This is a genomic window from Streptomyces lateritius, from assembly GCF_014649715.1.
Lineage (GTDB): Bacteria > Actinomycetota > Actinomycetes > Streptomycetales > Streptomycetaceae > Streptomyces > Streptomyces lateritius.
This window is the reverse complement of sequence record NZ_BMTO01000006.1, coordinates 390,823-414,192: the sequence shown is the minus strand read 5'-3', so window position 1 is coordinate 414,192 and position 23,370 is coordinate 390,823. Positions and strand designations below refer to the sequence as shown.

At 72.2% G+C, this 23,370-nt stretch carries 23 protein-coding genes and 1 pseudogene; 11 read left to right on the top strand and 13 right to left on the bottom strand.

The window, feature by feature from the left end; genetic code table 11:
* Positions 1 to 181: 181 nt before the first annotated feature.
* Positions 182 to 1,411 (top strand): annotated as a pseudogene (locus IE136_RS35600) (glycoside hydrolase family 26 protein); the annotation flags it as partial.
* Between the two features lie 557 nt (positions 1,412 to 1,968).
* On the opposite strand, the gene IE136_RS15055 reads toward IE136_RS35600, so the two are convergent.
* The 8 genes from IE136_RS15055 to IE136_RS15020 all read right to left on the bottom strand — a co-directional run bounded on the left by IE136_RS15055 (position 1,969) and on the right by IE136_RS15020 (position 11,948).
* On the bottom strand, positions 1,969 to 3,117 hold the full coding sequence (locus tag IE136_RS15055; protein WP_158989806.1) for a GNAT family N-acetyltransferase: 1,149 nt from the start codon (positions 3,115 to 3,117) through the stop codon (positions 1,969 to 1,971).
* The gene (locus IE136_RS15050) at positions 3,114 to 3,806 is read right to left on the bottom strand and encodes a YveK family protein (protein WP_189600571.1); all 693 of its coding nucleotides are present in this window, start codon (positions 3,804 to 3,806) and stop codon (positions 3,114 to 3,116) included. Before IE136_RS15050 ends, IE136_RS15055 begins: the two co-directional genes overlap by 4 nt.
* An 8-nt stretch (positions 3,807 to 3,814) precedes the next feature.
* On the bottom strand, positions 3,815 to 4,951 hold the full coding sequence (locus IE136_RS15045; protein WP_189600570.1) for a glycosyltransferase: 1,137 nt from the start codon (positions 4,949 to 4,951) through the stop codon (positions 3,815 to 3,817).
* Positions 4,948 to 5,748 (bottom strand): polysaccharide deacetylase family protein, encoded by an 801-nt coding sequence (locus tag IE136_RS15040; protein WP_158989809.1) that lies wholly within the window; start codon positions 5,746 to 5,748, stop codon positions 4,948 to 4,950. The genes IE136_RS15045 and IE136_RS15040 overlap by 4 nt, the downstream gene beginning before the upstream one ends.
* Positions 5,657 to 7,501, bottom strand: coding sequence for a lipid II flippase MurJ (locus tag IE136_RS15035; RefSeq protein ID WP_373309073.1), 1,845 nt, complete (start codon positions 7,499 to 7,501; stop codon positions 5,657 to 5,659). Before IE136_RS15035 ends, IE136_RS15040 begins: the two co-directional genes overlap by 92 nt.
* 529 nt (positions 7,502 to 8,030) lie before the next feature.
* Positions 8,031 to 9,347 (bottom strand): O-antigen ligase family protein, encoded by a 1,317-nt coding sequence (locus IE136_RS15030; RefSeq protein WP_158989811.1) that lies wholly within the window; start codon positions 9,345 to 9,347, stop codon positions 8,031 to 8,033.
* A 1-nt stretch (position 9,348) separates the two neighbouring features.
* The gene (locus tag IE136_RS15025; protein WP_158989813.1) at positions 9,349 to 10,806 is read right to left on the bottom strand and encodes a sugar transferase; all 1,458 of its coding nucleotides are present in this window, start codon (positions 10,804 to 10,806) and stop codon (positions 9,349 to 9,351) included.
* On the bottom strand, positions 10,803 to 11,948 hold the full coding sequence (locus IE136_RS15020) for a glycosyltransferase (protein ID WP_189600569.1): 1,146 nt from the start codon (positions 11,946 to 11,948) through the stop codon (positions 10,803 to 10,805). Before IE136_RS15020 ends, IE136_RS15025 begins: the two co-directional genes overlap by 4 nt.
* Positions 11,949 to 12,436: 488 nt before the next feature.
* On the opposite strand from IE136_RS15020, the gene IE136_RS36710 reads away from it, so the two are divergent.
* The 6 genes from IE136_RS36710 (at position 12,437) to IE136_RS14990 (ending at position 16,103) form a co-directional block, all read left to right on the top strand.
* Positions 12,437 to 12,700, top strand: coding sequence for a hypothetical protein (locus IE136_RS36710; RefSeq protein WP_158989817.1), 264 nt, complete (start codon positions 12,437 to 12,439; stop codon positions 12,698 to 12,700).
* 77 nt (positions 12,701 to 12,777) lie between these two features.
* Entirely contained in the window at positions 12,778 to 13,047 is a 270-nt protein-coding gene (locus IE136_RS15010) for a hypothetical protein (RefSeq protein ID WP_189600568.1), read from the top strand.
* A 303-nt stretch (positions 13,048 to 13,350) separates the two neighbouring features.
* A complete protein-coding gene (locus IE136_RS15005) occupies positions 13,351 to 13,614 on the top strand; it encodes a hypothetical protein (protein WP_158989819.1) in 264 nt (87 codons plus the stop codon).
* A gap of 427 nt (positions 13,615 to 14,041) precedes the next feature.
* The gene (locus IE136_RS15000; RefSeq protein ID WP_189600567.1) at positions 14,042 to 14,863 is read left to right on the top strand and encodes a hypothetical protein; all 822 of its coding nucleotides are present in this window, start codon (positions 14,042 to 14,044) and stop codon (positions 14,861 to 14,863) included.
* Between the two features lie 190 nt (positions 14,864 to 15,053).
* Entirely contained in the window at positions 15,054 to 15,542 is a 489-nt protein-coding gene (locus tag IE136_RS14995) for a hypothetical protein (RefSeq protein WP_229818847.1), read from the top strand.
* Between the two features lie 291 nt (positions 15,543 to 15,833).
* A complete protein-coding gene (locus IE136_RS14990; protein ID WP_158989825.1) occupies positions 15,834 to 16,103 on the top strand; it encodes a chaplin in 270 nt (89 codons plus the stop codon).
* Between the two features lie 64 nt (positions 16,104 to 16,167).
* On the opposite strand, the gene IE136_RS14985 is transcribed toward IE136_RS14990, so the two are convergent.
* Complete coding sequence (locus IE136_RS14985) at positions 16,168 to 17,034, bottom strand: tyrosinase family protein (protein ID WP_189600566.1); 867 nt, start codon at positions 17,032 to 17,034, stop codon at positions 16,168 to 16,170.
* Entirely contained in the window at positions 17,018 to 17,434 is a 417-nt protein-coding gene (locus IE136_RS14980) for a tyrosinase family oxidase copper chaperone (protein WP_158989829.1), read from the bottom strand. The genes IE136_RS14985 and IE136_RS14980 overlap by 17 nt, the downstream gene beginning before the upstream one ends.
* A 150-nt stretch (positions 17,435 to 17,584) precedes the next feature.
* Here IE136_RS14980 and IE136_RS14975 point away from each other — a divergent pair, with 150 nt between their 5' ends.
* From IE136_RS14975 to IE136_RS14965, 3 genes are read left to right on the top strand one after another with little or no spacing between them, the layout of a single operon-like run.
* Positions 17,585 to 18,088, top strand: a complete 504-nt coding sequence (locus IE136_RS14975) for a DUF5949 family protein (protein ID WP_189600565.1) — start codon at positions 17,585 to 17,587, stop codon at positions 18,086 to 18,088.
* Positions 18,089 to 18,110: 22 nt separating this feature from the next.
* A complete protein-coding gene (locus tag IE136_RS14970) occupies positions 18,111 to 18,758 on the top strand; it encodes a vitamin K epoxide reductase family protein (protein ID WP_158989831.1) in 648 nt (215 codons plus the stop codon).
* A gap of 1 nt (position 18,759) precedes the next feature.
* A complete protein-coding gene (locus IE136_RS14965; RefSeq protein ID WP_158989833.1) occupies positions 18,760 to 19,782 on the top strand; it encodes a glycoside hydrolase family 26 protein in 1,023 nt (340 codons plus the stop codon).
* Here the strand turns inward: IE136_RS14965 and IE136_RS14960 are convergent.
* Both IE136_RS14960 and trhA read right to left on the bottom strand, forming a co-directional pair.
* Positions 19,748 to 19,948 carry a hypothetical protein gene (locus IE136_RS14960; RefSeq protein ID WP_158989835.1) on the bottom strand — a complete coding sequence of 67 codons (201 nt, stop codon included), beginning with the start codon at positions 19,946 to 19,948 and terminating at the stop codon, positions 19,748 to 19,750. The genes IE136_RS14965 and IE136_RS14960 overlap by 35 nt on opposite strands.
* Positions 19,945 to 20,616, bottom strand: coding sequence for a PAQR family membrane homeostasis protein TrhA (gene trhA / locus IE136_RS14955; protein WP_158989837.1), 672 nt, complete (start codon positions 20,614 to 20,616; stop codon positions 19,945 to 19,947). Before trhA ends, IE136_RS14960 begins: the two co-directional genes overlap by 4 nt.
* A gap of 206 nt (positions 20,617 to 20,822) precedes the next feature.
* Between trhA and IE136_RS14950 the strand changes: the two genes are divergently transcribed.
* The gene (locus IE136_RS14950; RefSeq protein WP_189600564.1) at positions 20,823 to 22,646 is read left to right on the top strand and encodes a phosphoenolpyruvate carboxykinase (GTP); all 1,824 of its coding nucleotides are present in this window, start codon (positions 20,823 to 20,825) and stop codon (positions 22,644 to 22,646) included.
* A gap of 314 nt (positions 22,647 to 22,960) precedes the next feature.
* Here the strand turns inward: IE136_RS14950 and IE136_RS14945 are convergent, their stop codons facing one another.
* Entirely contained in the window at positions 22,961 to 23,353 is a 393-nt protein-coding gene (locus tag IE136_RS14945; protein WP_158989841.1) for an SCO4983 family protein, read from the bottom strand.
* Positions 23,354 to 23,370: the final 17 nt, after the last annotated feature.

The window sequence follows — 23,370 nt, the reverse complement described above, 5'->3', positions numbered from 1 at the left end:
GCCTTTCTCGTGCCCGGAACTCGACGACGGCGTCCCCGTGCACCAACCGGGCGATCAAATCCACCAATGGACTAGGGATCAGATCGTGGCCGAGCCCACGGTCGGCTCATTAGGAATACTTTCGGAGTATCAGACTGACGGATCGTCAAGTGCGGCGCGGAAACGCGAAGGAGTGGTGGCCATGGCCGACCGAAGGCGGAAAACATCGAGAGCGTGGCTGGGGGTGTTCACCGCAGGTCTCCTCGCCTCAGGCTCGGTCGTGCTGTCCTCGCCGGCTCACGCCACCGAATCCGCGACGACCCGGGACCCCCGACCGGCTCTCTCCACCGCACTGGGCGCGTTCCTCGAATCGGGGCCCGTCGGCGTCAGCCGGATCGGGCAGCTGGAGCGGTGGCTCGGCGGCCGCGAGCTCCGGGTCGGCCACACCTACCTCCCCGGCGACCTGTGGTCGAACATCGAAGGCCCCCCGGGCTTCCTGGACGCCTGGGCGGACTGGCGCAACGAGCGGGACGACCGGCTGTTCGTCCTGAACGTGCCGATGCTGGAGCGGAACGAGGCCGGGGTCTCCGACCACCAGGTCCGCCGACTGCTGCAGCTCGGTGCGGCGGGGTACTACGACCATCACTTCCGCACACTTGCCGAACGCCTGGTCGACCTCGACGCGACCGACACCGTCATCGTCCTCGGCTGGGAGATGAACGGCACGACGTACACCCACCGGTGCGCGCCGGACCCCACGGCGTGGAAGAAGTACTGGAACCGGATCGTCACGACGATGCGGTCCGTCCCGGGGCAGAGGTTCCGTTTCGACTTCAATCCGAGCCGGGGGACGGACGCCGTTCCGTGGACGGAATGCTATCCGGGTGACGACGTGGTCGACATCATCGGAATGGATTCCTACGACCAGCCGCCGGGGTCCAGTTTCGACCAGCACGTCAAGGAGCCGTACGGGCTGCAGAAGCAGGTGGATTTCGCCGCCGAGCACGGCAAGGAGATCTCGTACCCGGAATGGGGGCTCTTCCGGAACGGAGACAACGCCGAGTACATGCGGCGGATGCTCGCCTGGATGGACGAGCACAAGCCGCTGTACCACACGATCACCGACTACTGCCCGCACGGCGTCTGGCAGTGCGACGAGAACCCGCGCTCGTCGGAGGTGTTCCGGCAGACGCTGTACGGAGTCGAGTCGGAGGCCCCGGAGGTGCCGACGGAGCCTGAGGTTCCGGAGCTGCCCGAGGCGCCTGAGGTGCCCGAGGTCCCGACGAAGCCCGAGCCGAAGCCGGTGCCGAAGCCTGAGCCCCAGCCCGAAAAGCCGGAGCCGAAGCCCGAGGTTCCGACGAAGCCCGAGCCGAAGCCTGAGCCCCAGCCCGAAAAGCCGGAGCCGAAGCCTGAGGTTCCGACGAAGCCCGAGCCGAAGCCGGTGCCGAAGCCTGAGCCCCAGCCCGAAAAGCCGGAGCCGAAGCCCGAGGTTCCGACGAAGCCCGAGCCGAAGCCGGTGCCGAAGCCTGAGCCCCAGCCCGAAAAGCCGGAGCCGAAGCCCGAGGTTCCGACGAAGCCCGAGCCGAAGCCCGAGCCGAAGCCTGAGCCCCAGCCCGAAAAGCCGGAGCCGAAGCCTGAGGTTCCGACGAAGCCCGAGCCGAAGCCTGAGCCCAAGCCCGAAAAGCCGGAGCCGAAGCCTGAGGTTCCGTCAAAGCCGGAGCCGAAGCCGAAGCCGAAGCCGAAGCCGGTGCCGAAGCCTGAGCCCAAGCCCGAGCCGACCTGTTGGACCGTGCCGCTCTCGTCTTGGGTGGAGAGCTTGATCGGCGGGCCCGTCTGCGTTCCCACGAACGGCTGGAAGGACGGCTGGATGAACGAGGACGAGGAGGACGGGGTCGAGGTCAACGAGCCCTGGGAGGACGTCATGGACAGCGAGACCTGGCCCTTCTGATCACCGGAAGGACCCGGCCTGCACGGTGGCGGCGGAGGAGCTCATCCGCCGCCACCGTTCGTCCGTCCCCGGGCCCGCCCCAGCGCCCGCCCCACCCACGCACGTTCACGCGCCTGCCGGGCCGCCCACCGCCGCCCGTACGCCGCACCCGCCCGCAACCACAGCAGCGCCGCCGCACCCCGCCCCGCCAGCAGCAGCCGCTGGTTGTGGACCGTCTCCGGCCGCCAGTGCTGCTTGTACGGCTCGGCGCCCCGCAGCATGCTCAGCGTGGCCCGCCCGCTCGCACTCGTCTGGCGTGCCCCGTGCCGCAGCAACATCGTCGCCACGTCGACCTTCCGCGCCCGCAGCACCGGATCGGCGCCGTACAGATAGCCGCCCGCGAGCCGTGGCGACATCAGGGTGAGGTCGGCCGCGACCACGTCCCCGGCGAGCCGGAACTCGGTCACCATCGCGTCCCCGCGCTCGACCATCGGCCGCACCGCCCGGGCGAGATGCTGCGCGAACCGGTCGCTGGTGTGTTCGGCCGTCACGCCGCGTCCCTGCCACTGAAGTCGGTGCAGCTGCAACAGCCGCTCGACCGCGGCCGGTACCTCTTCGCCGGTCACGATGTGCTCGTCGATCCCGAGCGCGTCCAGCTTGCGCAGCTTGGCGCGGACCCGCTGGGCCTTCCCCGAGGGAATCCGTTCGAGCAGGGCGTCCATCGGCACCGCGGGCAGCTCCAGGCAGAGCGAGTCCGTCAGCCGCCGGCGCGAGCCGCGCCAGCAGGCGTGGACCCGCTCCGCCGCCGCGCCCGGCCGGACCTCCCGCAGATCGACCACCGCGCCCCGCGCCGCCCGGGCGAGCGCCCGGGCCAGCGCGGGCGCCGCCTCGGGGCACGCGTCGTCGAGCAGGACGTCGGTGAAGTCGGTGATCGCGCCGCCGAGCGGGACGAGGACCGGCAGCGGCCCGCGGGCGCGCATCAGCGGCGCCGCCCCGGCCAGTTCGCCGTCCTCCCGCCGTACGAGCACGACCCGCAGCGCGCCCGGCCTGCCGTACGACACCCACCAGGAGTGCAGCCAGGAGTGGGACTGGAACGGAGTGGCCGTGGAGCAGCGCGCGTACAGCGACGCCCACCGCTCACAGAGCCGGCCGAACTCGTCGCCGTCCCGGCAGATCTCGGTCCGCAGCCCGTGCCCGTCGCCCGCGGTCACACCGTCTCCGGTTCCGGCTGGTGCTGTGCCGCCGCCGGTCCGGGCACGCCGGCCGAGGACTGCCGGGAGTGCCGCGCCTCGGCACGGCCGGGCCTCCCCGGTCGTACGAGCAGCGCCAGGGCGCCGAGCAGACCGCCCCCGCAGCCGCCGACCAGCGCGGAGAGCGGGGCGGAGGGCGAGACCGGCTCGACGGGCTTGGTCGCCCGGGAGAACTGGACCACCTTCACACCCGTGTTCCCCGAGACGTGCGCACTGTTGAGGACCAGCGCGCGGGCCACACCGTCGGCCATCGAGACCGCCTTGGCCGGCTTCGTCGCCCGTGCGGTGATCGAGATCATCGGCGCGTCGGGGGAGGTCGCCGCCTGCACGCTCGTCCGCAGGGTCTCGGCGGACACCCCCGCCCACACCTGAGCGTCGCCGGTCACCGCGATGTCGGTGGCGACCCTCCCGTACGCCTGCGCGTAACCGACCGCGGCGGCCGGGTGGGACTTCTCGCCCGGCACAACGATGACGTAACTGGTCGCCGCGTACTGCGGGGTCTTCACCACACCGTAGCCACCGCCCAGCGTGACGCCCAGGAGGACCGACGCGGGGACCACCCACCAGCGGCGTGGGGTGCGCAGGGCGGTCAGGAAGGGCGAGCGCTGCTTGGGCAGCGCGCTTCGGTTCAAGGGGCTGCTGGAGGACATGGGGTGTCTCACTTCAGGAGGGGAGGAGGGGTGCCGTGGACGGCCTGTTCGTAGAGGGACATCAACTGCCGGGCGCTGTGGGCGATGTCGTATCGGCCCGCCGCGGCCGGCTGCGGCAGCCGGCCCAGCCGGGCGTCCCGGATGCCGCGCAGCGCCGAGATCAGTTCGGGGACGGACTCGCCGATCCGGCGTGCCCCGGGGGCCGCGTCGGGCGGCAGGTCGTCGATCGCCGGGCACGCGACGTACAGCACCGGCAGGCCGGCGGCCAGCGCCTCGACGACCGCGAGACCGAAGGACTCGTCGGGGGAGGTGGAGACGAAGACGTCCATCGCCGCGAGCAGCGAGGGCAGATCGGGCCCGTCGGCCTCCGGCGGAGGCGGGTCCTCGCAGGCGCCCACCAGGAGCACCCGCTCGCCGGCCCCGCACGACCGGGCCGCCTCCAGGAGCCGTCCGCGCTCCTCGCCCTCACCGACCAGGAGCAGCCACGCCTCGGGAAGCGACGCCACCGCCCGTACGAGACGGTCGAAGCGTTTCCCCGGCGCGAGCCGCCCCACCCCGCCGACGACGAACGCGTCCTGCGGCAGGCCGAGTCGCTTCCTCGTCAGTCGGCGGGCGTCCTCGTCGTGACCGAAGCGGTGCCGCTCGATGCCGTTGGGGACGACGTGGATGCGCGAGGGCGCCACGCCCCATCGCTCCAGACGCCGGGCGACGCTGGGCGAGACGGCGACCGTGGACGCGCCCAGGCGTTCGGTGGCCAGATAGAGGGCGCGGGTGCCGGCGGAGAGGGGGCGGCCTTCGATCTGCGTGTCGCCGAGGGAGTGCTCGGTGGCGACGACCGTACGGACCCCGCCCAGGCGGGCGGCGATCCTGCCGTACACGCAGGCGCGGTACAGATGCGTGTGGACGAGGTCGTACCGGCCGCGCCGGACGAGCCGCGTGAGCCGTGGCAGCGCGCCGAGATCCCGGTTTCCGGTCATGCCGAGGTCGGTGACCGGGACGCCGTCGGCCTCGATGCCGCGGGCGACCGCGCCCGGGTTGGTGAGCGTGACGACCTCGCTGCGGACGGGCAGATGGCGCAGCAGCAGGCGCAGTTGCTGCTCGGCGCCGCCGATGCCGAGGCCGGTGATGATGTGGAGGACCTTCATGAGACGCCCGCTCCCGCCGGCCGGACCCGCGCCGGGACGGGTTCGGCCGGCCAGCTGCGGCGCAGCGGGTGCAGGATCCGCTTCGCGGTGAGCCGCCAAGAGGTGTCCTGCTCGCCGATGTGGACGCGCGGCAGGGCGTGTGCGCAGGTCAGCGTGCCGGGGGCGATGGCACAGCCGTATCCGTAGCCCGCGTCCCGCACGGCCTGGATCGCCCGGGCGTCGACGTCGCCGTAGGGGTAGCAGAAGCCGTCCACCGGAGCGCCGGTGATCTCCTCCAGGAGGACGCGGCTGCGGCCGGTCTCCTCGGCGAGGGTCCGGTCGTCGACGGAGGGGAGCGAGACGTGCCGCAGGCCGTGCGAACCGATCTCCATGCCGGCGTCGAGGACGCGCAGGATGCCGTCCTCGGTCAGCAGGGACTTGCGCGGCCCGTTGCCGTCCCAGGCGTTCTCACCGCCGATCCGGCCCGGTAGCACGTAGACCGTGGCGGTGAACCCGTGGCGGCGCAGCAGCGGCAGCGCCGAGTCGAGGAAGTCGGCGTAGCCGTCGTCGAAGGTGAGGCCGACCAGACCCTTGGCGCGCCCGGCGGCGGTGGCGGCGAGCAGCTCGCGCACCGACACACCGCGCAGCCCCCGGTCGGTCAGCCAGTGCAGTTGCCGGGCGAAGCGGACGGGGGAGACCGTCACCCGGTACGGATCGACCGCTGCGTCAGCGATCGAGTGGTACATCACCACCCACGGGGGCGGCTTCGACAGCAGACGACGAATCGTGGCGGTGCGGGGCGCCGTGGCAGCGGGCATGGGCGAGCCTTCGTGATGCGGTGGGGGTGAGGGGCGGGATGTCCGGCGCCCGAGCGGCGCAGGCGAGGAAGAGCAGGAAGACCGACACGGCGACCAGACCCGCGACGGCGAGGGAGAGCAGCGCGGGCCGGATCAGGAGCGAGCACAGCCAGCCGGCGGCGGTCGCCCAGGCGGCGGCGGTCGCCAGCCGGAGCAGCCCCTCGCCGAGGGGGCGGACCCGGACCGGGATGGACTGGCGGTGGGCGCCGAGCAGCAGCATGACGGCGGTCAGCGTGATCCCGAGGGCGTTGGCCGCGGCGATGCCGACGGCTCCCCAGAGCGGGGCGGCGAGGACTCCGGCGACGGCGGTCGCCGCGAGACCCGCGGCCATGGCGGCGGCCGGGTACCAGAGCGGCCGGGCGGCGGAGAAGTAGCAGCGGACCAGGGCGCCGACCGTCGTCTGACCGAGCAGACCGAGGGCGTAGACCCGCATCACGGCGGCGGTGGCTTCGGTGTCGGCGCGGTCGAAGGCACCGCGCTGGAAGAGGAGTTCGACGATCTGCGGGGCGGCGGCGATCACGATGGAGGTGCCGGTGAGGACGACGACGGCGGCGAGCAGCAGATCCCGTTCGACGCGGAACCGCGCCCCCTCGGTGTCCCCCGCGGCCATGGCGCGGGCCACGACGGGGAAGCTGACCGTGCACAGCATCAAGGAGAGGATCATCGGCATCTGGGCGACCTTCTGCGCGTAGTTCAAATGCGAGATGGCGCCGGCGGGCAGCGGGGAGGCGAGGAAGCGCTCGACGAGGATCTGGGACTGGCGGGAGAGCGCGAAGGCGATGACGGGGGCGATCAGTCCGAGGACCAGGAGCCGCCCGTCGCCCGTCGGCGTGGTGACCGGCTCCTTCTCGGGTGCCGGCCGACGGCGCAACTGCCGTACGAGGAAGGGCGCCTGGACCAGCACCATCAGCACTCCGCCGACGGCGACACCGGCCGCCGCCGACCGTACGCCGAGCGGCTCGCGCAGCACCACGATCGTGCCGATGATCCCGATGTTGTACGCGACGTAGATCGCGGCCGGCGGAAGGAAGGAGCCGTGGGCGCGCAGGGCCGCCGAGCAGTAACCGGTGAGCGCGAACGTCAGCAGGCAGGTCGCGGTCAGCCGGGTGCAGTCCACGGCGAGCTGCGGGTCGGGCAGGCCGGGCGCGAGCGTGGCGACGATGAGCGGCGCGGCGAGGACGAGCAGCCCGGCGAGGGCGCTCGTGGCGAGCGCGAGCCGGGGCAGTGTGGAGCGTACGAGGGTACGGACCGGGTCCCCGCGCCGGCCCTCACTGCGGCGGGCCAGGGCCCGGCTGAACGCGGGCACGAGGATCAGCGCCATCGCGTCCTCGATGAGCAGCGTCGAGGCGAACTCGGGCACCGTCCAGGCCACGAGGAACGCGTCGGTCTCGGCCCCGGCCCCGAAGAAGTGCGCCAGGATCTGATCCCGCACGAGCCCGAGCACCGCCCCGACCGCGGTGAGCCCCGCCGTCACGCCCGCAGCCCACGCAAGAACCCGCCCGGACGGCGACCCCGCCCGCCCGCGTCTGCCGGCCGGTGCGTCCGCCGAGGAGCCTCCGCCTCCCTGGCGCGCCGGTCGGCCGCCGGCCGGACCGGGGGGCTCGGCCGCCGCCTCGGCGCCGGCCGGCACTCCGCCCGGACCACCGCCGGCCTGTGGCCGGCGGACGCGACCGGGGTACGCCCCGTCGGCCGGGGGCCGGCCCGCACCGGGCATGCCGTACGGCGGGGTACGGCTCGCACCCGGCAGACGGCGTTCGCCCTCCGCCTCAGGCCCGCGTCCCGCCGTGGCGGCCCCGCCGCCGGGGCCGTGCGACGCCTGCGTGCGGTCGCTCGCCGTCGACGCGATCCCGTCGAGCCGGCCGTGCGGCACCTGCGGCCGGTCCTCGCCGTGGCGGTCGCTCCCCGCCGGGGTGGGGCCGTCGGCCGGGCCGTACGGCGGTGTGCCGTCCGTCGCGGCGGAGTCCTCAGCCCGGCGACGATACGGCGCCTGCGGCCGGTCGTCTCCGTACCGCCCGTTCTCCGCCGGGGTGGGCCCGTCCGCGGGGGCGGACCTTTCCGCCTGGCGGCCGTACGGCGCCCGCGTGCCGCCCTCACCCTTCCGGGCGTTCACCGGGTCCGCGGCCGGAGCGTTCGTGCCCGCCCAGTGCCAACCGCCGTCGGAGCCGGACCAGGGGTCCCGGGGCGGCGGCGGCCGCATGGCGGGTGCGGGGCCGTCCGTGGGTTCCGGCTCCCCGCCCCAGGGGTCACGCACGCTTCACCCCTGACAGGGACCACCAGGCCGCGAGGCCGAGCACGACCGACATCAGCACCGTCGAAGGCCCGCCGATGTCCGCGTAGAAGAAGTCGATGAGCTGCCACGACAGCAGGCCGATCGCGACGAGCGCGCAGTCCGCGCCCCGGCCTCGTCGCCGCACCGCGCCGACCAGCAGCGCCGCCCAGCTGCCCGCCAGGGCGAGCAGCCCCACCAGGCCCTGCTCGCTCAGCACCAGCAGGTACATGTTGTGCGGCGACAGCAGCGGCTGGCGCTGGAAGGCGGCGCCCGCCCCCGCCGTGTCGCTGCCGGAGGACAGCGCCAGCGAGGCGTGGGAGTCGCGGTACTGCGGGAACCCCTTCAGGCCCACCCCCGTCAGCGGCTCCGCACGCCACATCCGCTCCGCCGCCGCCCACATCGTGTACCGGTCCGTCACCGACTGGTCCGGCGCGGCCGCCACCTGCGTGATGCTGCCGGCGCGCTCCTCGACCATCGCCGAGCCGACACCGAACCCGCCCACCAGCACCACTGCGAGCGCCCCCACCACCAGCACCACCCGTCCGGCCCGCCGCAGCCCCGACAGCAGCAGCTGGATCGCGCAGGCCAGCACCGTCGCGATCCACGCGCCCCGGCTGAACGAGAGGACCAACGGCAGGAAGAGCAGCCCCGCGCAGACCAGCGCGGCCGTACGGACGCGTCCTCGCCCGCTGCCCAGCGCGATGCCCGTCACGACGACGAGCCCGTACGAGACGACCGTCGCCATCCCCATCACATCGGTCGGGCCGAACGTCCCCACCGCCCGGACGTCCTCACCCATGTACGAGGCGCCCGTGCCGGTCAGGTACTGCACGACCCCCACCGCGCCCTGCAGCAGACCGAGACCCACCAGCGCCCACGCGACCACGGCGAAGTCCCGCCGGTCACGGATCACCAGGAGCACGGCCCCCGGAACGAGTACGAAGACCTGTAGGTAGCGCGCGACGCCCGGCAGGCTCGCGCCCGGGTCGTTCGAGGTGATCGCCGCCAGGCAGACGCCCAGCACCGGCAGACCGAGCACGACGGCCGCCCCCCGGGTCAGCGGCCGCGCCCGGCTCCGCATCACCCGGACCAGACAGATCACCACCAGCAGCCCCGAGGCCGCGTCCGCGAGAGTCCCCGTCCCGCCCGTGCCGCCCTCCACGCCGCCGGCCGCCGGGACGAGCAGCAGCGCGATCACCGCGAGGACCGGGGACAACGCCCCGGCCCGCCGTGCCCACTCCCGTACCTCCGGATACCGGTACGCCGCCGGCACCGTCACGGCGACCGCCATCTCAGCTCCCCGCCGGTCGGACCAGACCCGCCGCGGTCCGCAGGAGGATGCGGACGTCCTGCCAGAGCGACCAGTGGTCGATGTAGTGGTTGTCGAAGCGGCAGCGGTCCTCGATCGAGGTGTCGCCGCGCAGCCCGTACACCTGGGCCAGACCGGTCAGGCCCACCGGCATCCGGTGACGGTCCGCGTAACCGGCGTGGATGCGGCTGAACTGGGCGACGAAGTACGGGCGTTCCGGTCGCGGCCCGACCAGGCTCATGTCCCCGCGCAGCACGTTCCACAGCTGCGGCAGCTCGTCCAGCGAGGTGCGCCGCAGGAAGTTGCCGACGGCGCTCATCCGCCGGTCGTTGGCCACGCTCCACCGCGTCGCCGACTCGGCCTCGTCGGCCGGGCGCAGCGTACGGAACTTCAGCAGCGTGAACAGCCGCCCGTGCTGCCCCACCCGTTCCTGGTGGAAGAGGACACCGGGCCCGTCGGAGAGCCGGACCGCCAGCGCGCACAGCAGCAGCACGGGCAGGGCCATGGCCAGCGCGGGAGCGGCCACGGCCACGTCGAGCAGGCGCTTCGCGGTCAGGCCGCGCCGCTCACCGAGCGGGACCAGCCGCCGGCAGCCGTACCCCCACAGGTGGTCGCCCATCGGACCGTCGTGCCGCTCGCCGCCCACCCGCCAGGTGGTGCAGCCGTAGTGCTGGAAGAGCGTCACCAGACCGGGGTCGTCCGTCAGGAAGACGGCGTCCCGCACGGTGTTCTGGATGACCGCCCGATGGATCTCCTCGGTCGTGGTGAGGACCGGAAGGCCCGGCTCACCGGCCGGCTGCGGCGCTCCGCCGGCCGGACGCGCGCCGACGATCCCGACCGGCCTGATGCCGTACTCCGGGTGCTGACCGACCGCGGCCGCGAACCGGCGTGCCGCGGCGGGGCCGCCGACCACCAGCGCGGACCGGGGATGCGCCCGGGCCGTCCGCCGCCGGCGGGCGTGGACCACGCCCCGGAGCAGACACACGGCACCGAGATGCGTGGCGTACGCGGTCAGCAGCGCGGCCGGCCCGATCGCCAGGGCCGGGGTGTACGCGGCGACGGCGGCGGCCGCGACACACCAGGCGACCCCGGCGCGGGCGGCGAGCGACGGCAGTTCGTCGAGTACGGCGGGGAAGGCGCCGGGCCGGTGGAGCCCCGCGTACCCGTTGAGGAGCAGCACGCAGCCGGCGACGAGCAGGAGCAGCCTGATCTCGCGGTGCGGCTCGGACATCAGCCCGGCGGCGAGCAGCACGGCCAGGCCGTCGGCCGCCACCAGTGGCACGGTGGTGAACCGCAGCGGCGCGGGCCGGCGCGGCGGCAGGGCCAGCCGGTTTGCCGCGCCGCGCTGCGGTGCGAGGGAGGTGAGCCCGGGGGCATGACCCTGGCCCGCAGAGGGCCAGGGGCCCGGCGAGGGAGGGACGCTGGTGCTTTCCGTAGTCACGGCGAAATCGGCTCTCTGTGTTCGGTGCACCGCACTCCGGCCAGCTCGCGGTACACGTCCGCCACGGCCGCGCCGGTGCGCCGCACATCGAAGTTGCTGAGTACGTGCTCATGGGCCTGGCGGCCCAGGGACCGCCGCAGCTCGGGCCGGCCCAGAAGGCGGCCGACGGCTGCGGCGAGTGCGGCCGGGTCCTCCGAGGGAACCAGGCACAGGGGTTCGTGGCCGGGCGGCAGGCTTTCGCGTGCGCCGTCCACATCACTGACCACCACCGGCCGGCCGCTCGCCATGGCCTCCAGCGGCGCGAGCGCCATGCCCTCCCAACGGGACGGCAGTACGACCAGGTCGGCCGCCCGGTACCAGGGGGCGGTGTCCTCGACGGCGCCGGTGAATCGCACCGACGGGGGAGCGGCGGCGCGCAGCCGGTCACCGTCCGGACCGTCACCGACAAGCACCAGACGGGCCGTCGGCACCTGGGCGAGGACCGCGGGCCAGGCGGCCAGCAGGACGTCCTGTCCCTTCTGCCGGCAGAGCCGCCCCACGCAGACGACGACGGGTCCCTCGCCGGCGTCGGCCAGGTCCCCGGAGGCGTCCGCGAACCTGGCCGCGTCCACGCCGTTGTGGACGACCGACCAGGACGCCCGGACGCCCGCCTCCTCGCCGGTACGGCGCTCGGCCTCGCTGACGCAGACGATCCGTCGCGTCCAGCGCGCCGCCACCCGTTCCCAGCGCCGGGCGAGCGCGGCGACCGCCCCGTCGACCGCTTCGAAGGACCAGGCGTGCGGCTGATACACCGTCGGAACCCGGTCCCGCAGGGCGAGTCGGGCGCACAGACCCGCCTTGGCGCTGTGCGCGTGGACCAGATCCGGGCCGACGGTACGGATGACCCGGGCGAGGTCCAGGGTCTCCCGGACCAGCCGCGGGCCGGGGTCACGCCCCGCCCGCCACTCGTGGAGCGCGGCGCCCCCGGCACGGACGGCGTCCGCGAGCGGGGTCCGGGGCGGGCAGGCGACCGCGACGCGCATTCCGGCGTCGAGCTGGGCGCGCACCAGATCGACGACGACCCGGGCGACCCCGCCGTCACCGGGCTGGACCGCGTGCAGAACGGTGAAGGACGAGGATTCCGATTCTCGTGAAGGCAGCACGTCAGCGCCGGACGTCCGCCTGGAGGAACTCGCACCCCAGGGTGTTCGCGGAATTGGCGAAGTCGGAGAGAGCGGCCGGCAGCGCGGCCGACGGGGCGCAAGAAAGACCACTGCACACAGTACGAACCGCTGAATTCCGCATACAGGTTCTCCGCTTTGATGAGAGAAGCAAGGAAACACCCGTGAAGACCGGGGTAGAGGGAGGTGTCGACCGTGCGAAAGGGGTGTCCGCGCGGCTGGGCCGGAAGCAACCTTCGGGAACGTTATAACCCCAACGCCGGGCGATAGTAAGCATTAGATGCTCACAAACGCTAACTTCCGTATCCGTGCGGCAGGTTCGTCGTTGAGCGTGTTGCGCCATTCTCGGGCCAGTCGCTCGAATGACCCTCTTATGGCCCAAAGATCGGTTGAACGTCACCCGTTCGGGAGAGCAACCGACGAAATGGGCCGGCGTTGTTGAAGGAGCCGGGTGAAACCGTCCGGTCCACGTGCCGGGCGACTTCCGCGGCACTGCCGAGAGTGTCATCGGCGCCCTGAATCCCACCCGGGGCAACACCTGCGCCAACCCCTGGTCGCCCACACCGGATCACGTCCTTTCGAGGCCGGCGAGCCCATCCCTTCCAGGTGGGGCGCGTCGGCCTTCCGCTCGTTCGGACGCACCCTCGTACGCCGCCCGGTGCAACGGCGTACGCCCCTCGGAGGGGCAGGTCAGAGACGCGGATTCACTCGAATGGAGGCATGTCGCTGCGTAGCCTCCCCGTTGCGGAGCGCCATCACCGCAGGTGCGGTGACGGGGAAGTCATCCGACGCATAAGGAAAAGGAACACATATGCGTCCCCTGGCATCGAGCCGCATCACCGCCCTGGCGATATGCGCCGCCCTCACCCTCGGCACGGCGGGACCCGCCTCGCCGACGAACTCCATCCGTCCCACGCGGCCACCGCCGCCGAACGAGCCCCCCCTTGCCGACGCCGCGGCGCTCCTCGCCCACGCCGAAGCCCTCGGGGAGACGGGATACCCGCCCGCCGCGGAGGCCCCGGCCACTCCGGCCGCCCCGGTCGCACCCGCCACTTCGGTGACGGCCCCCCCGTGTCCGTGAAAAACCGCCGGTCACCGCGCCCGAGCTGCCCGCGAAGCCAGCGCTGTCTGTCGGGTAGCCGTTCCACCGCGGAACCCGCCGTGCCTCCCGGCCCCCACCGGGAGGCACGGCGTCCGCGCATCCGATCGACCAATAGGACCGCACCCCTTCCTTCGGGTGCAGTGTCGAGAAATCCTTCCTCCCGGAGTTTCCGGGGAGCGCACCTCTCGTTACAGAGGGCGGAACGACGTACAGGAATCTTTCAAGAGACCTGTGCGGCAAGCGACTTGCTTGTGAAGACGCCATAGAGGAAGGACTCACTCCATGAAGCCCACCAAGGTTGCCGCGGTCGTCGCCGGTTCTGTGATGGCCCTGGGTGCCGCCGCGCCCGCGATGGCCGCCGAGCCGGCCGCCCTCCCCACCAGTCTGAACGGCGGTCTCGCGACGGTCGCCAGTGAAGGGCTGAGGACGGAAGCGCTGAGCAGCACGACCGACGGATCCGTGGTCAAGACCGTGGGGGACGCCGCCGACCAGCTGAACAAGACGGGCAAGAACGCGTCGCTGCTCGGTGGTCTGCCGCTCAACTGACGCACACTCAGCAGCGACCCCGTACCGCGCCCTTCTTCCCCGCGCGGAGGACCGTCCCGCGGTCTTGACCCTTCTGTGTTCACCCCTCGCTCCGCCCGACCTGACGGACGCTCCCACCGGCGCATGCCGCTACCCGCAGTGATCGGCTGATCGAATGATTTTCCGATCGACTGCCGTGTGGTCCCGGCTGCCGCGGCGTGCCGCTCCTTACGCTCTCGCCAACCCCACGGAAGGTTGGCCCATGGAGAGACCGAGGACGGCGTCGCTCGATGTCGCGCCGAGGCCCGCGGCGCACTCGCCCGGTGCCCTTGAGCCTTACCTTCCGTAACCAGTCCGTCAGCGACTGACGCACTGAGTGCGCGGACAGGCCGGTCGGAGCGAGGGGGGATCCCCGCCGGTCTCTCCCTTTCTCCAGAGGAAGAGCGGTATGCGATCCATCATCAGCCGGAAAATGCTCACGGCCGCGGCGGTGACGGGCATCCTGTCGCTGACCGGCGGCTTTGCCCTGGCGGCGAACGCCGCCGCCGGTACAGGTGACGCCCCCGAGACCGGCGCGGGCTGGCACGTCCAGATGCCCCCCACGCACGTATGGGACGACCCCGGCGGTTACGGGGGTGACGACCCCGGCGGTTACGGGGGTGACGGCCCCGGCGGTTACGGGGATGACGGCCCCGGCGGTTACGGGGATGACGGCCCCGGCGGCGAGACTCCCACGCCCCCCACCAAGCCGCCGACGACGGCTCCGCCCACCACCTACCCGCCGACGAAGCCACCGACGACGCATCCTCCGACGACGAAGCCGCCGACCACGCATCCGCCCACCACTCGGCCGCCGACGACGCATCCTCCGACGACGAAGCCGCCGACCACGCATCCGCCCACCACTCGGCCGCCGACGACGCATCCTCCGACGACGAAGCCGCCGACCACGCATCCGCCGACGACGCATCCGCCCACCACTCGGCCGCCGACGACGCATCCTCCGACGACGAAGCCGCCGACCACGCATCCGCCGACGACGCATCCGCCGACGACGCATCCGCCCACCACAGCTCCGCCGACCACGCATCCGCCCACCACCCAGCCGCCCACGTCTCCTCCCGGTAAGCCGGAACTGCCCGACACGGGTGGTGATCCCGCGCTCATGGGCGCGGCCGCCGTGAGCGCGGCCCTGATCATCGGTGGAACGGTCGTCTACCTCCGCGCCGGACGCGTCGTGCGCGCCGGACGCTCCGAGCGCCGACACTGACGCTCGGCGCTGACGCCTCGTCAACGAAGGCCCCCACCGTCACCGGTGGGGGTCTTCTCCGTTGCTGCACACAGGGGAATTTCGCGACGTGTCTCCGGCGCGCTCGTTCACAGGGCACAGCAAGACAGCACCGTCGTCACACGCGCTCCGAAGGGCATACGCAGTCATGAACCTGCGATCTCAAGCCGGCATGGGAATCCTCATGACCGCTCTCGCCTCCGCGGCCATGGCCGCCCCCGCGTCCGCCGCCGAGGCGCCGGTGGTCGTTCCGCTCCAGGGCCTGGAGCCGGCCATCCCGATGGACGCCCCCACCGTGGCCTCCGGCGTGCCACTGCCCGCCCCGGGCGGACACACCGGTTTCCACCCGGGACACTCCGGCGCCCTGTCGGACGTCAACGTGCCGCACGTCCCGCTCTCCAGCACGCTTCCGGGGACCGTCGTGGACGCTCCGCTGCCCGAGGTCATCGAGGGGAGCGAGCCCGGCAAGGCCCTGTTCACCTCCCCGCGTTCGCCCTTGAAGGCGGCCACGCCCGGTGCCACGGTCGGTAACCCGGTCGGCATGCCGAGCGGCGACCGGTTCGGGATGCCGGAGGTCTCCGCGCCGAACGTGGGCGTCCTCGCCCCCGCGTTGAACGGGGTGCTTGAACCGCAGCTGGGTCTGGCGGCTCCGACGGTCTGACGGCGTTCCTTTGTGTGACGAACGACCGGGCGGGTGAAGACACGATTCTTCCCCGCCACCCGAGGGGTCGCTGGTCGTTACAACAAAAGGCTTGTCGCATGGCTGCGGCCCGCAGATCCAGATGCTCGCTCCGCCGTATCCGACGGCGCACGGGCACCCGGTCTGCGGGCCTTCTCCTCCGTTTTCATCCTGCCCGGCGTAAAGGCCGTGACTCCGTACGCCATTTCGGCGTTGAAGGGGAATGTCGGCCGTGATTCTCGCGGTCGCCTTTCCACGTCCAAGGAGTTCTTGATGTCTCGCATCGCGAAGGCTGCCGCTGTCCTCGCCGGCACGGGCGCCGTGGCCCTCAGCGGAGCCGGCCTGGCCGTCGCCGAATCGGGCGCGCAGGGCGTCGCCGCCAACTCACCCGGTGCCGTCTCCGGCAACGCCGCGCAGGTCCCGGTCCACGTTCCGGTGAACATCTGCGGCAACACCGTCTCTGTCGTCGGCCTGATCAACCCGGCGTTCGGCAACACCTGCGCGAACATCGACGGTCACGGCGACGGCGGCTACGGCGGCTGATCCCCCGCACCACCGAGCGGCCCCCCGGCGAGCTGTCGGGGGGCCGCTTCCGTTCCCGCCGCCGCTACACGTACCGGTAGATCGCGCTGTGGTCGAGCATCTGGGCCGGCGTGACACCCCAGGGCTCCATCTGCTCGTCGCGGGCCGCGATCCGGCCGTACTGCGAGTCGCCGAGCGGCGGCGGCTGCGCCGGCAGATAGCCGGCACGGGGGTTGCGCTGCTGCCAGCGCGACCAGAGCAGGTCGACGAAGGAGTGGTGGAGCCAGAAGACGGGGTCGTTGACCGAGGCCCCGCCCAGCATCAGACCGCCGACCCAGCGGTGCACACGGTTGTGGATGCGGAAGCGGTCGTTGCCCCGGCCCGGCGCCCAGCCCTCCAGGCGGTTGCGGAACCCCGAGGCGCTCGTGGAGTTCCAGGGCGCCACGTCGTACACCGTCTCCCGCATCACCTCGTCCAGCTGCGCCTTGGTGGGCAGCGTGATCGGGGCACGGGGGCGACCGAAGTCCCTGGTCAGGAACCGGCCTTCGGTCATGTTGTGCTTCACGGTCCATCGTCCGCCCGCGTAGGCGAACGGGCCGGTCATCACCTGGAGGTCGCCGCGGCGGCCGTTGCCGCCCATGAAGTCGTCGCTCCAGAGCGAGGCCGCCGGGGTGTTGTCGCGCGTCCAGTCCCAGTACGGCACGCTCACCGTGGGGTCGATCCGGCGCAGCGCCCGCTCGAACTCCAGCAGGAACTTGCGGTGCCAGGGCAGGAAGCTGGGCGCCATGTGGGCCAACCGCTGCTCGCCGTCGCCGTCGGAGACGTAGTAGTCGATGTGCGTGCGGACGAACTCGTCGTACACCCCGCTGCGCTTGAGCTCCAGGACGGCGGAGACGAACTTCCTCCGCTCGGCGCTGGTCAGATCGCGCTGGTTCTTACGTGTGTAGACCACGCGGGCTCCCTCCCGGGCCGGCGCCGTGGGCCGCCGCGAAGCGGGACAGTGGCGCGGACCCCAACTCGTCCACGGCCGCGCGGGTGGCCGCCAGTGGTGTCGGACAGGTCTGGTAGTGATCGATGGGGGTGAGGTAGCCGCCGTCCGCGCAGCGCATCAGATGCAGCGGCCTGCCGTCGACGCGGACCTCCGGCACACCGGCCGGGGTGGTACGAGCCTGGATGCGGCGCCCTCCGTACATCTCGTCGAAGAGATCGGCCGGGAAATCTCCGGAACGGTCGACTCGGGGGTCGGGCCGTGCGGGAGGCGTGGTGGCGATTCGGGCCAGCGCACCGCCCGTGAAGGCGGCGACGGCCACGGTGAAGAGGGACCGCAGTGCGACGCGGCGCGGGACGATCATGAGTGATCTCCTGGTGGTCGACGAATGCCCTCTGGGCACAACGAGGAAAACGCGGCTTTGTTGCGGGTGAAATGCCAGCCGGGTGAACATGGGCCGATCGAGTGAATTCGGCGCGGAACGGCCGGCATGCGGCCACTAGCATCCGGACCCATGACTTCTTCCAATGTCGTTTCCGAGGCGCGCAGCGCCTCTCCGCTGGGGACTCTCTCGGCGGTCTTCTGGACCATCGGTCCCACCGACGACAAGCCCGCGGCTCCGTATCTGATGGTGTATTCGCTCGGCGACGGCAGCGATGGTCCCGAGGCTGGTGAAGAAGCGATGCGGGCCGCCGTGGAGGGCATGGGCCTGACCGTCGGCGGGCCGGTGATCGACGCGTCCCAGGATTCCCGGGTCGACGCCCACCTCCTCGTCGAGGCTCAGCAGGCGGTCCTCACCCTGCCGTTCCTGAAGGTGCAGTGTTCGGTGCCGGCGGGGTGGGAGGCGGCTGCCAAGGAGCTCGGACACGCCTACATGATGTGCTCCGTCCGCCCTTGGCCCGAGGTCCCGCCCGGCGGGGCGGTTTCGGGGGAGCAGCTGCGGTCCTTCTTTGCCGGCGAGGATCCCCTGGCGGCAGGTGGGCACGCGGTGCTGCCGGTGCGGCGGCTGCAGGGCTGAGCGGGCAGGGGGCGGCGGCGACATGGCGACGGTGGATGTCCAGGGCGGAGTACCGGGGCAACGGCAGCTCGCGCAGGACGACGGGAAGCAGGGGCCGGCCGGGGCGAGCCGGGCCCTGGCCTGGCTGCTCGTGGTCACCGGTGCGGCCGGTGTGCTGGCCGCCTGGGTCATCACGATCGACAAGTTCAAGCTCCTGGAGGATCCGAACTTCCAGCCGGGCTGCAGCCTGAACCCGATCGTCTCGTGCGGCAACATCATGAAGAGCGAGCAGGCGGCGGTGTTCGGCTTCCCGAACCCGCTGCTGGGTCTCGTGACCTTCGGCGCGGTCGTCGCCGTCGGTGCCGCCCTCCTGGCCGGTGCGCGCTACCGCGGCTGGTTCTGGCTCGGTCTGAACGCCGGGATGCTGTTCGGCGTCGGCTTCTGCACGTGGCTGATGTACCAGTCGCTGTACGAGATCAACTCGCTCTGCCTGTGGTGCTGTCTGACCTGGACCGCGACCCTGGTGATGTTCTGGTACGTGACCTCGCACAACGTCCGTACGGGCGTGCTGCCCGCCCCCGCCGCGCTGAAGGGGTTCCTGGACGAGTTCACCTTCGCGCTGCCCGTCCTGCACATCGGGATCATCGGGATGCTGATCCTGACCCGCTGGTGGGACTTCTGGACCAGTTGACGTGACCTCCCTCCGCCGGCCGCGGGCCGCACTGATCGCGCTGCTCGCGGTCGTTCTCGCGCTGGTCCTGCCGTACGACCGGCTCGCCCCGGGGGCCCGGTACACCGCGGGTGAGCCGGTCGTGCCGTCCGTGCCGCCTCCGGAGCCGGTGACCGTGCCGTCCGGGTTCTTCACGGGCTCGGACGAGGCCGGGGTGCGACGGATCGCCGAGGTCCAGCGCTGGCTCGGGGGCGCCTCGCTGACGGTGGGGCACACGTATCTGCCGGGTGACCGATGGTCCAACATCGAGGGGCATCCGGCTCTCTTCGAGCCGTGGGCGCGGTGGAAGGCCGAGCGGCCGGGGCGGCTCTTCGTGCTGAACGTGCCGCTGCTCGACCGCAGCGAGGAGGGGCTGCCGGACGAGGAGGTCCGGGCCGGGCTGCGGCGCGGCGCGACCGGCTCCTACGACGTGCACTTCCGCACGCTGGGCGAGCGGCTGGTCGCCCACCGGCTGTCCGACGCGGTGCTGGTCCTGGGCTGGGAGATGAACGGCACCACCTACAGCCATCGCTGCGGGCCGGACCCGGAGACGTGGAAGGCCTACTGGCGGCGGGTGGTGACCGTGCTGCGCGCGGTGCCCGGCCAGCGCTTCCGCTTCGACTTCACGGCCAGCCGGGGGCGGGACGCGGTGGAGTGGCCGCGCTGTTACCCGGGCGACTCCTACGTCGACATCATCGGGATGGACGCCTACGACCAGCCGGAGGGGCTGGGCTTCGAGGAGCAGGTGACGGAGGAGTTCGGGCTCGCGGACCATGTGCGGTTCGCGGCGGCGCACGGCAAGCCCGTCTCGTACCCGGAGTGGGGGCTGTTCCGCAACGGCGACAACCCGGCGTACGTGCGGGGGATGCTCGACTGGTTCGCCCGGCACCGGCCGGTCTACCAGACCTTCACGGACTACTGCCCGCACGGTGTGTGGGCGTGCGCGGACAATCCGGAGTCGGGTCGGGTGGTCAGGGGCGCGCTCGGAGCGACAGGCCGCCCTTGAGGGTGTCGAAGGTCCGGTCGAGGAGGCCGAGCAGGTCGTCGGCGCGGCCGGTGCTCCCCTGGAGCTTCGCCCGGGTGGGGGCGCCCCCGGCGCGGCCAGGGGGAGTACCCCCAGTGGCGCTCGCGCAGGCCGAGCGGAGGGGCGCGGGAGGGGAGGGCTCGCTCACGCTTGGTAGGCCACCAGCGAGATGCCGACGTAGTGGACGATGAAGGCCGCCAGGGTCAGCGAGTGGAAGACCTCGTGGAAGCCGAACCAGCGCGGGGACGGGTTCGGGCGCTTGATGCCGTAGACGATGCCGCCCGCGCTGTAGAGCAGGCCGCCGACGACGACGAGGACGAGGACGGCGATGCCGCCGGCCCGCATGAAGTCGGGCAGGAAGAAGACGGCGGCCCAGCCCATCGCGATGTAGCAGGGCGTGTACAGCCAGCGAGGGGCGCCGACCCAGAAGACCCGGAAGGCTATGCCGGCGGCGGCCGCGACCCAGACCGCCCACATGAGCGGCCGCCCGGTGGACTCGGGGAGGAGCAGCAGCGTCAGCGGGGTATAGGTGCCCGCGATGATCAGAAAGATGTTGGCGTGGTCGAGGCGCCGCAGGACGGCCTCGCCGCGGGGACCCCAGTTCCCGCGGTGGTACAGCGCGCTGATGCCGAAGAGCAGGCAGGCGGTGAGGACGTAGACGCCACAGGCGATCCGGGCCCGGGGCGAGTCCGCGAGGGCGACCAGGACCACACCCGCGACGATCACGGCGGGAAACATCCCGGCGTGCAGCCAGCCTCTCAGCCGAGGCTTCACGAACTGCTCTATCTCGGTCACCGACGGCATGGCTGAAGTCATGCCTCGCATGCTACCTACGCCCCCGTAAGCCCCGAAGAGGAGTGGCGATGCTCACGTGGGCGGCCCTCTGGACATATGGGCACTTGCGTCGGATGATCAAATGAGTGCGGTCGGCACCGGATGAGCGCGAGCGTCTCCACAGAGAAGCATCCGGGTCGCAGCCCCCAAGGGGCCTACATCTAAAAACCCCTCATCAAGGAGCAATCGTGGCGCGCGACAACGCGGCTCCCACCACCGTCCCCACCAAGCACCAGGAGCTCGTCTCCTGGGTGAACGAGATCGCAGCGATCACGCAGCCGGACAGCATCGTCTGGTGCGACGGATCCGAGGCCGAGTACGAGCGCCTGTGCGAGGAGCTCGTCGCCAAGGGCACGTTCAAGAAGCTGGACGAGATCAAGCGCCCGAACTCGTACTACGCCGCCTCCGACCCCTCCGACGTCGCGCGCGTCGAGGACCGGACCTTCATCTGCTCCGAGAAGGAGGAGGACGCGGGCCCGACCAACCACTGGAAGGCCCCCGCGGAGATGAAGAAGATCTTCGCCGGTGAGGACGGCATCTTCCGCGGCTCGATGAAGGGCCGCACCATGTACGTCGTGCCCTTCTGCATGGGCCCCGTCGGCTCGCCGCTCTCCGCCATCGGCGTCGAGATCACCGACTCCGCGTACGTCGCCGTCTCCATGCGCACCATGACCCGCATGGGACAGGCCGTCCTCGACGAGCTCGGCGAGGACGGATTCTTCGTCAAGGCCGTCCACACCCTCGGAGCGCCGCTCGCCGAGGGCGAAGCCGACGTGCCGTGGCCCTGCAACACCACCAAGTACATCTCGCACTTCCCCGAGACCCGCGAGATCTGGTCGTACGGCTCCGGTTACGGCGGCAACGCCTTGCTCGGCAAGAAGTGCTACGCCCTGCGCATCGCGTCGGTCATGGCGCGCGACGAGGGCTGGCTCGCCGAGCACATGCTGATCCTCAAGCTCACCCCGCCGCAGGGCGAGTCGAAGTACGTCGCCGCCGCGTTCCCGTCCGCCTGTGGCAAGACCAACCTCGCCATGCTGGAGCCCACGATCTCCGGCTGGACGGTCGAGACCATCGGTGACGACATCGCCTGGATGCGCTTCGGCGAGGACGGCCGCCTCTACGCGATCAACCCCGAGGCCGGTTTCTTCGGCGTCGCGCCCGGCACCGGCGAGCACACCAACGCCAACGCCATGAAGACCCTGTGGGGCAACGCCGTCTTCACCAACGTCGCGCTGACCGACGACGGCGACGTGTGGTGGGAGGGCATGACCGAGGAGGCGCCCAAGCACCTCACGGACTGGAAGGGCAACGACTGGACCCCGGACTCCGAGACCCCGGCGGCCCACCCCAACGCCCGCTTCACCGTCCCCGCCTCGCAGTGCCCGATCATCGCGCCCGAGTGGGAGGACCCGAAGGGCGTGCCGATCTCGGCGATCCTCTTCGGCGGCCGCCGCGCCTCCGCCGTGCCGCTGGTGACCGAGTCCTTCGACTGGAACCACGGCGTCTTCCTCGGCGCGAACGTCGCCTCCGAGAAGACCGCCGCCGCCGAGGGCAAGGTCGGCGAGCTGCGCCGCGACCCGTTCGCCATGCTGCCGTTCTGCGGCTACAACATGGGCGACTACATGGCGCACTGGGTCAAGGTCGGCGCCGGCGCCGACCAGGCCAAGCTGCCGAAGATCTACTACGTGAACTGGTTCCGCAAGAACGACGCGGGCAAGTTCGTCTGGCCCGGCTTCGGCGAGAACAGCCGCGTCCTGAAGTGGATCGTGGAGCGCCTGGAGGGCAAGGCCGAGGGCGTCGAGACCCCGATCGGCATCCTGCCGACCGTCGAGTCCCTCGACACCGAGGGCCTGGACCTGCCGGCCGAGGACCTGGAGTTCCTGCTCAAGGTCGACCGCGAGGTCTGGCGCGAGGAGGCGGCCCTGGTCCCCGAGCACCTCAACACCTTCGGTGACCACACGCCGAAGGAGCTGTGGGACCAGTACCGCGCCCTGGTCGAGCGCCTGGGCTGATCCCGCGCCCCCGAAGACTCGTGGCGGGTCGCCCCGAACACCGCCCTGACCAGTGGGGTCACGAACGGCCCGCCACGACGCACACCGGCCCCCGAGCCCCCTCACGGCCTCGGGGGCCGGTGTCTCTCTTCTGGCCGCGCCGGCGCCGCTCTCGCGGACGTGGCCGGGCGCCGTCGTGGTGCCTCGACCGAGGGTCGCGGCAGTGGCGCATGGCGGTCGCGCCGACGGTGTCGGATGGTGTGCCGGGCGCAGGGCGCGCGGACGGGTGAGTGGCGCCCGGTCCGCGGGCCTCCGCGGCGCGCGGACCGGGGCCGTCAGGGGGCGCTGACCAGATCCGGGGAGGTCAGGGCGGCGGCGTGCGCGTCCATGCGCTCGGCGGCGAGGATCGCGGCGGCGGTGTCGGCACGGGAGGCGGCGACGACCAGGGCGCGGCCCGCGAGGGCGTGCGCGCGGCGGTGCAGGGACGGGGCGGGCGAGCCGCTCAGTCCGGCGTGGCGGGCCGGCGGCGCGCCACGCAGCCGTGCCACCTGCTCGGCGATGAGGTCGCCGGCGGTCGCGTCGCCCAGCTCGTCCGTGACGGCGAGCAGGGCGGCGAGGTGTCCGGCGAGCTGGATGTCCAGCTCCTCCTCGCGGGAGCGGTGCGGGTACGCGTCCGGAGCGTCGTCGGCCATCCGGTGGACCGACTTGGTGCGGATCGGTTCGTACATGGGGATGGCCTCCTGCA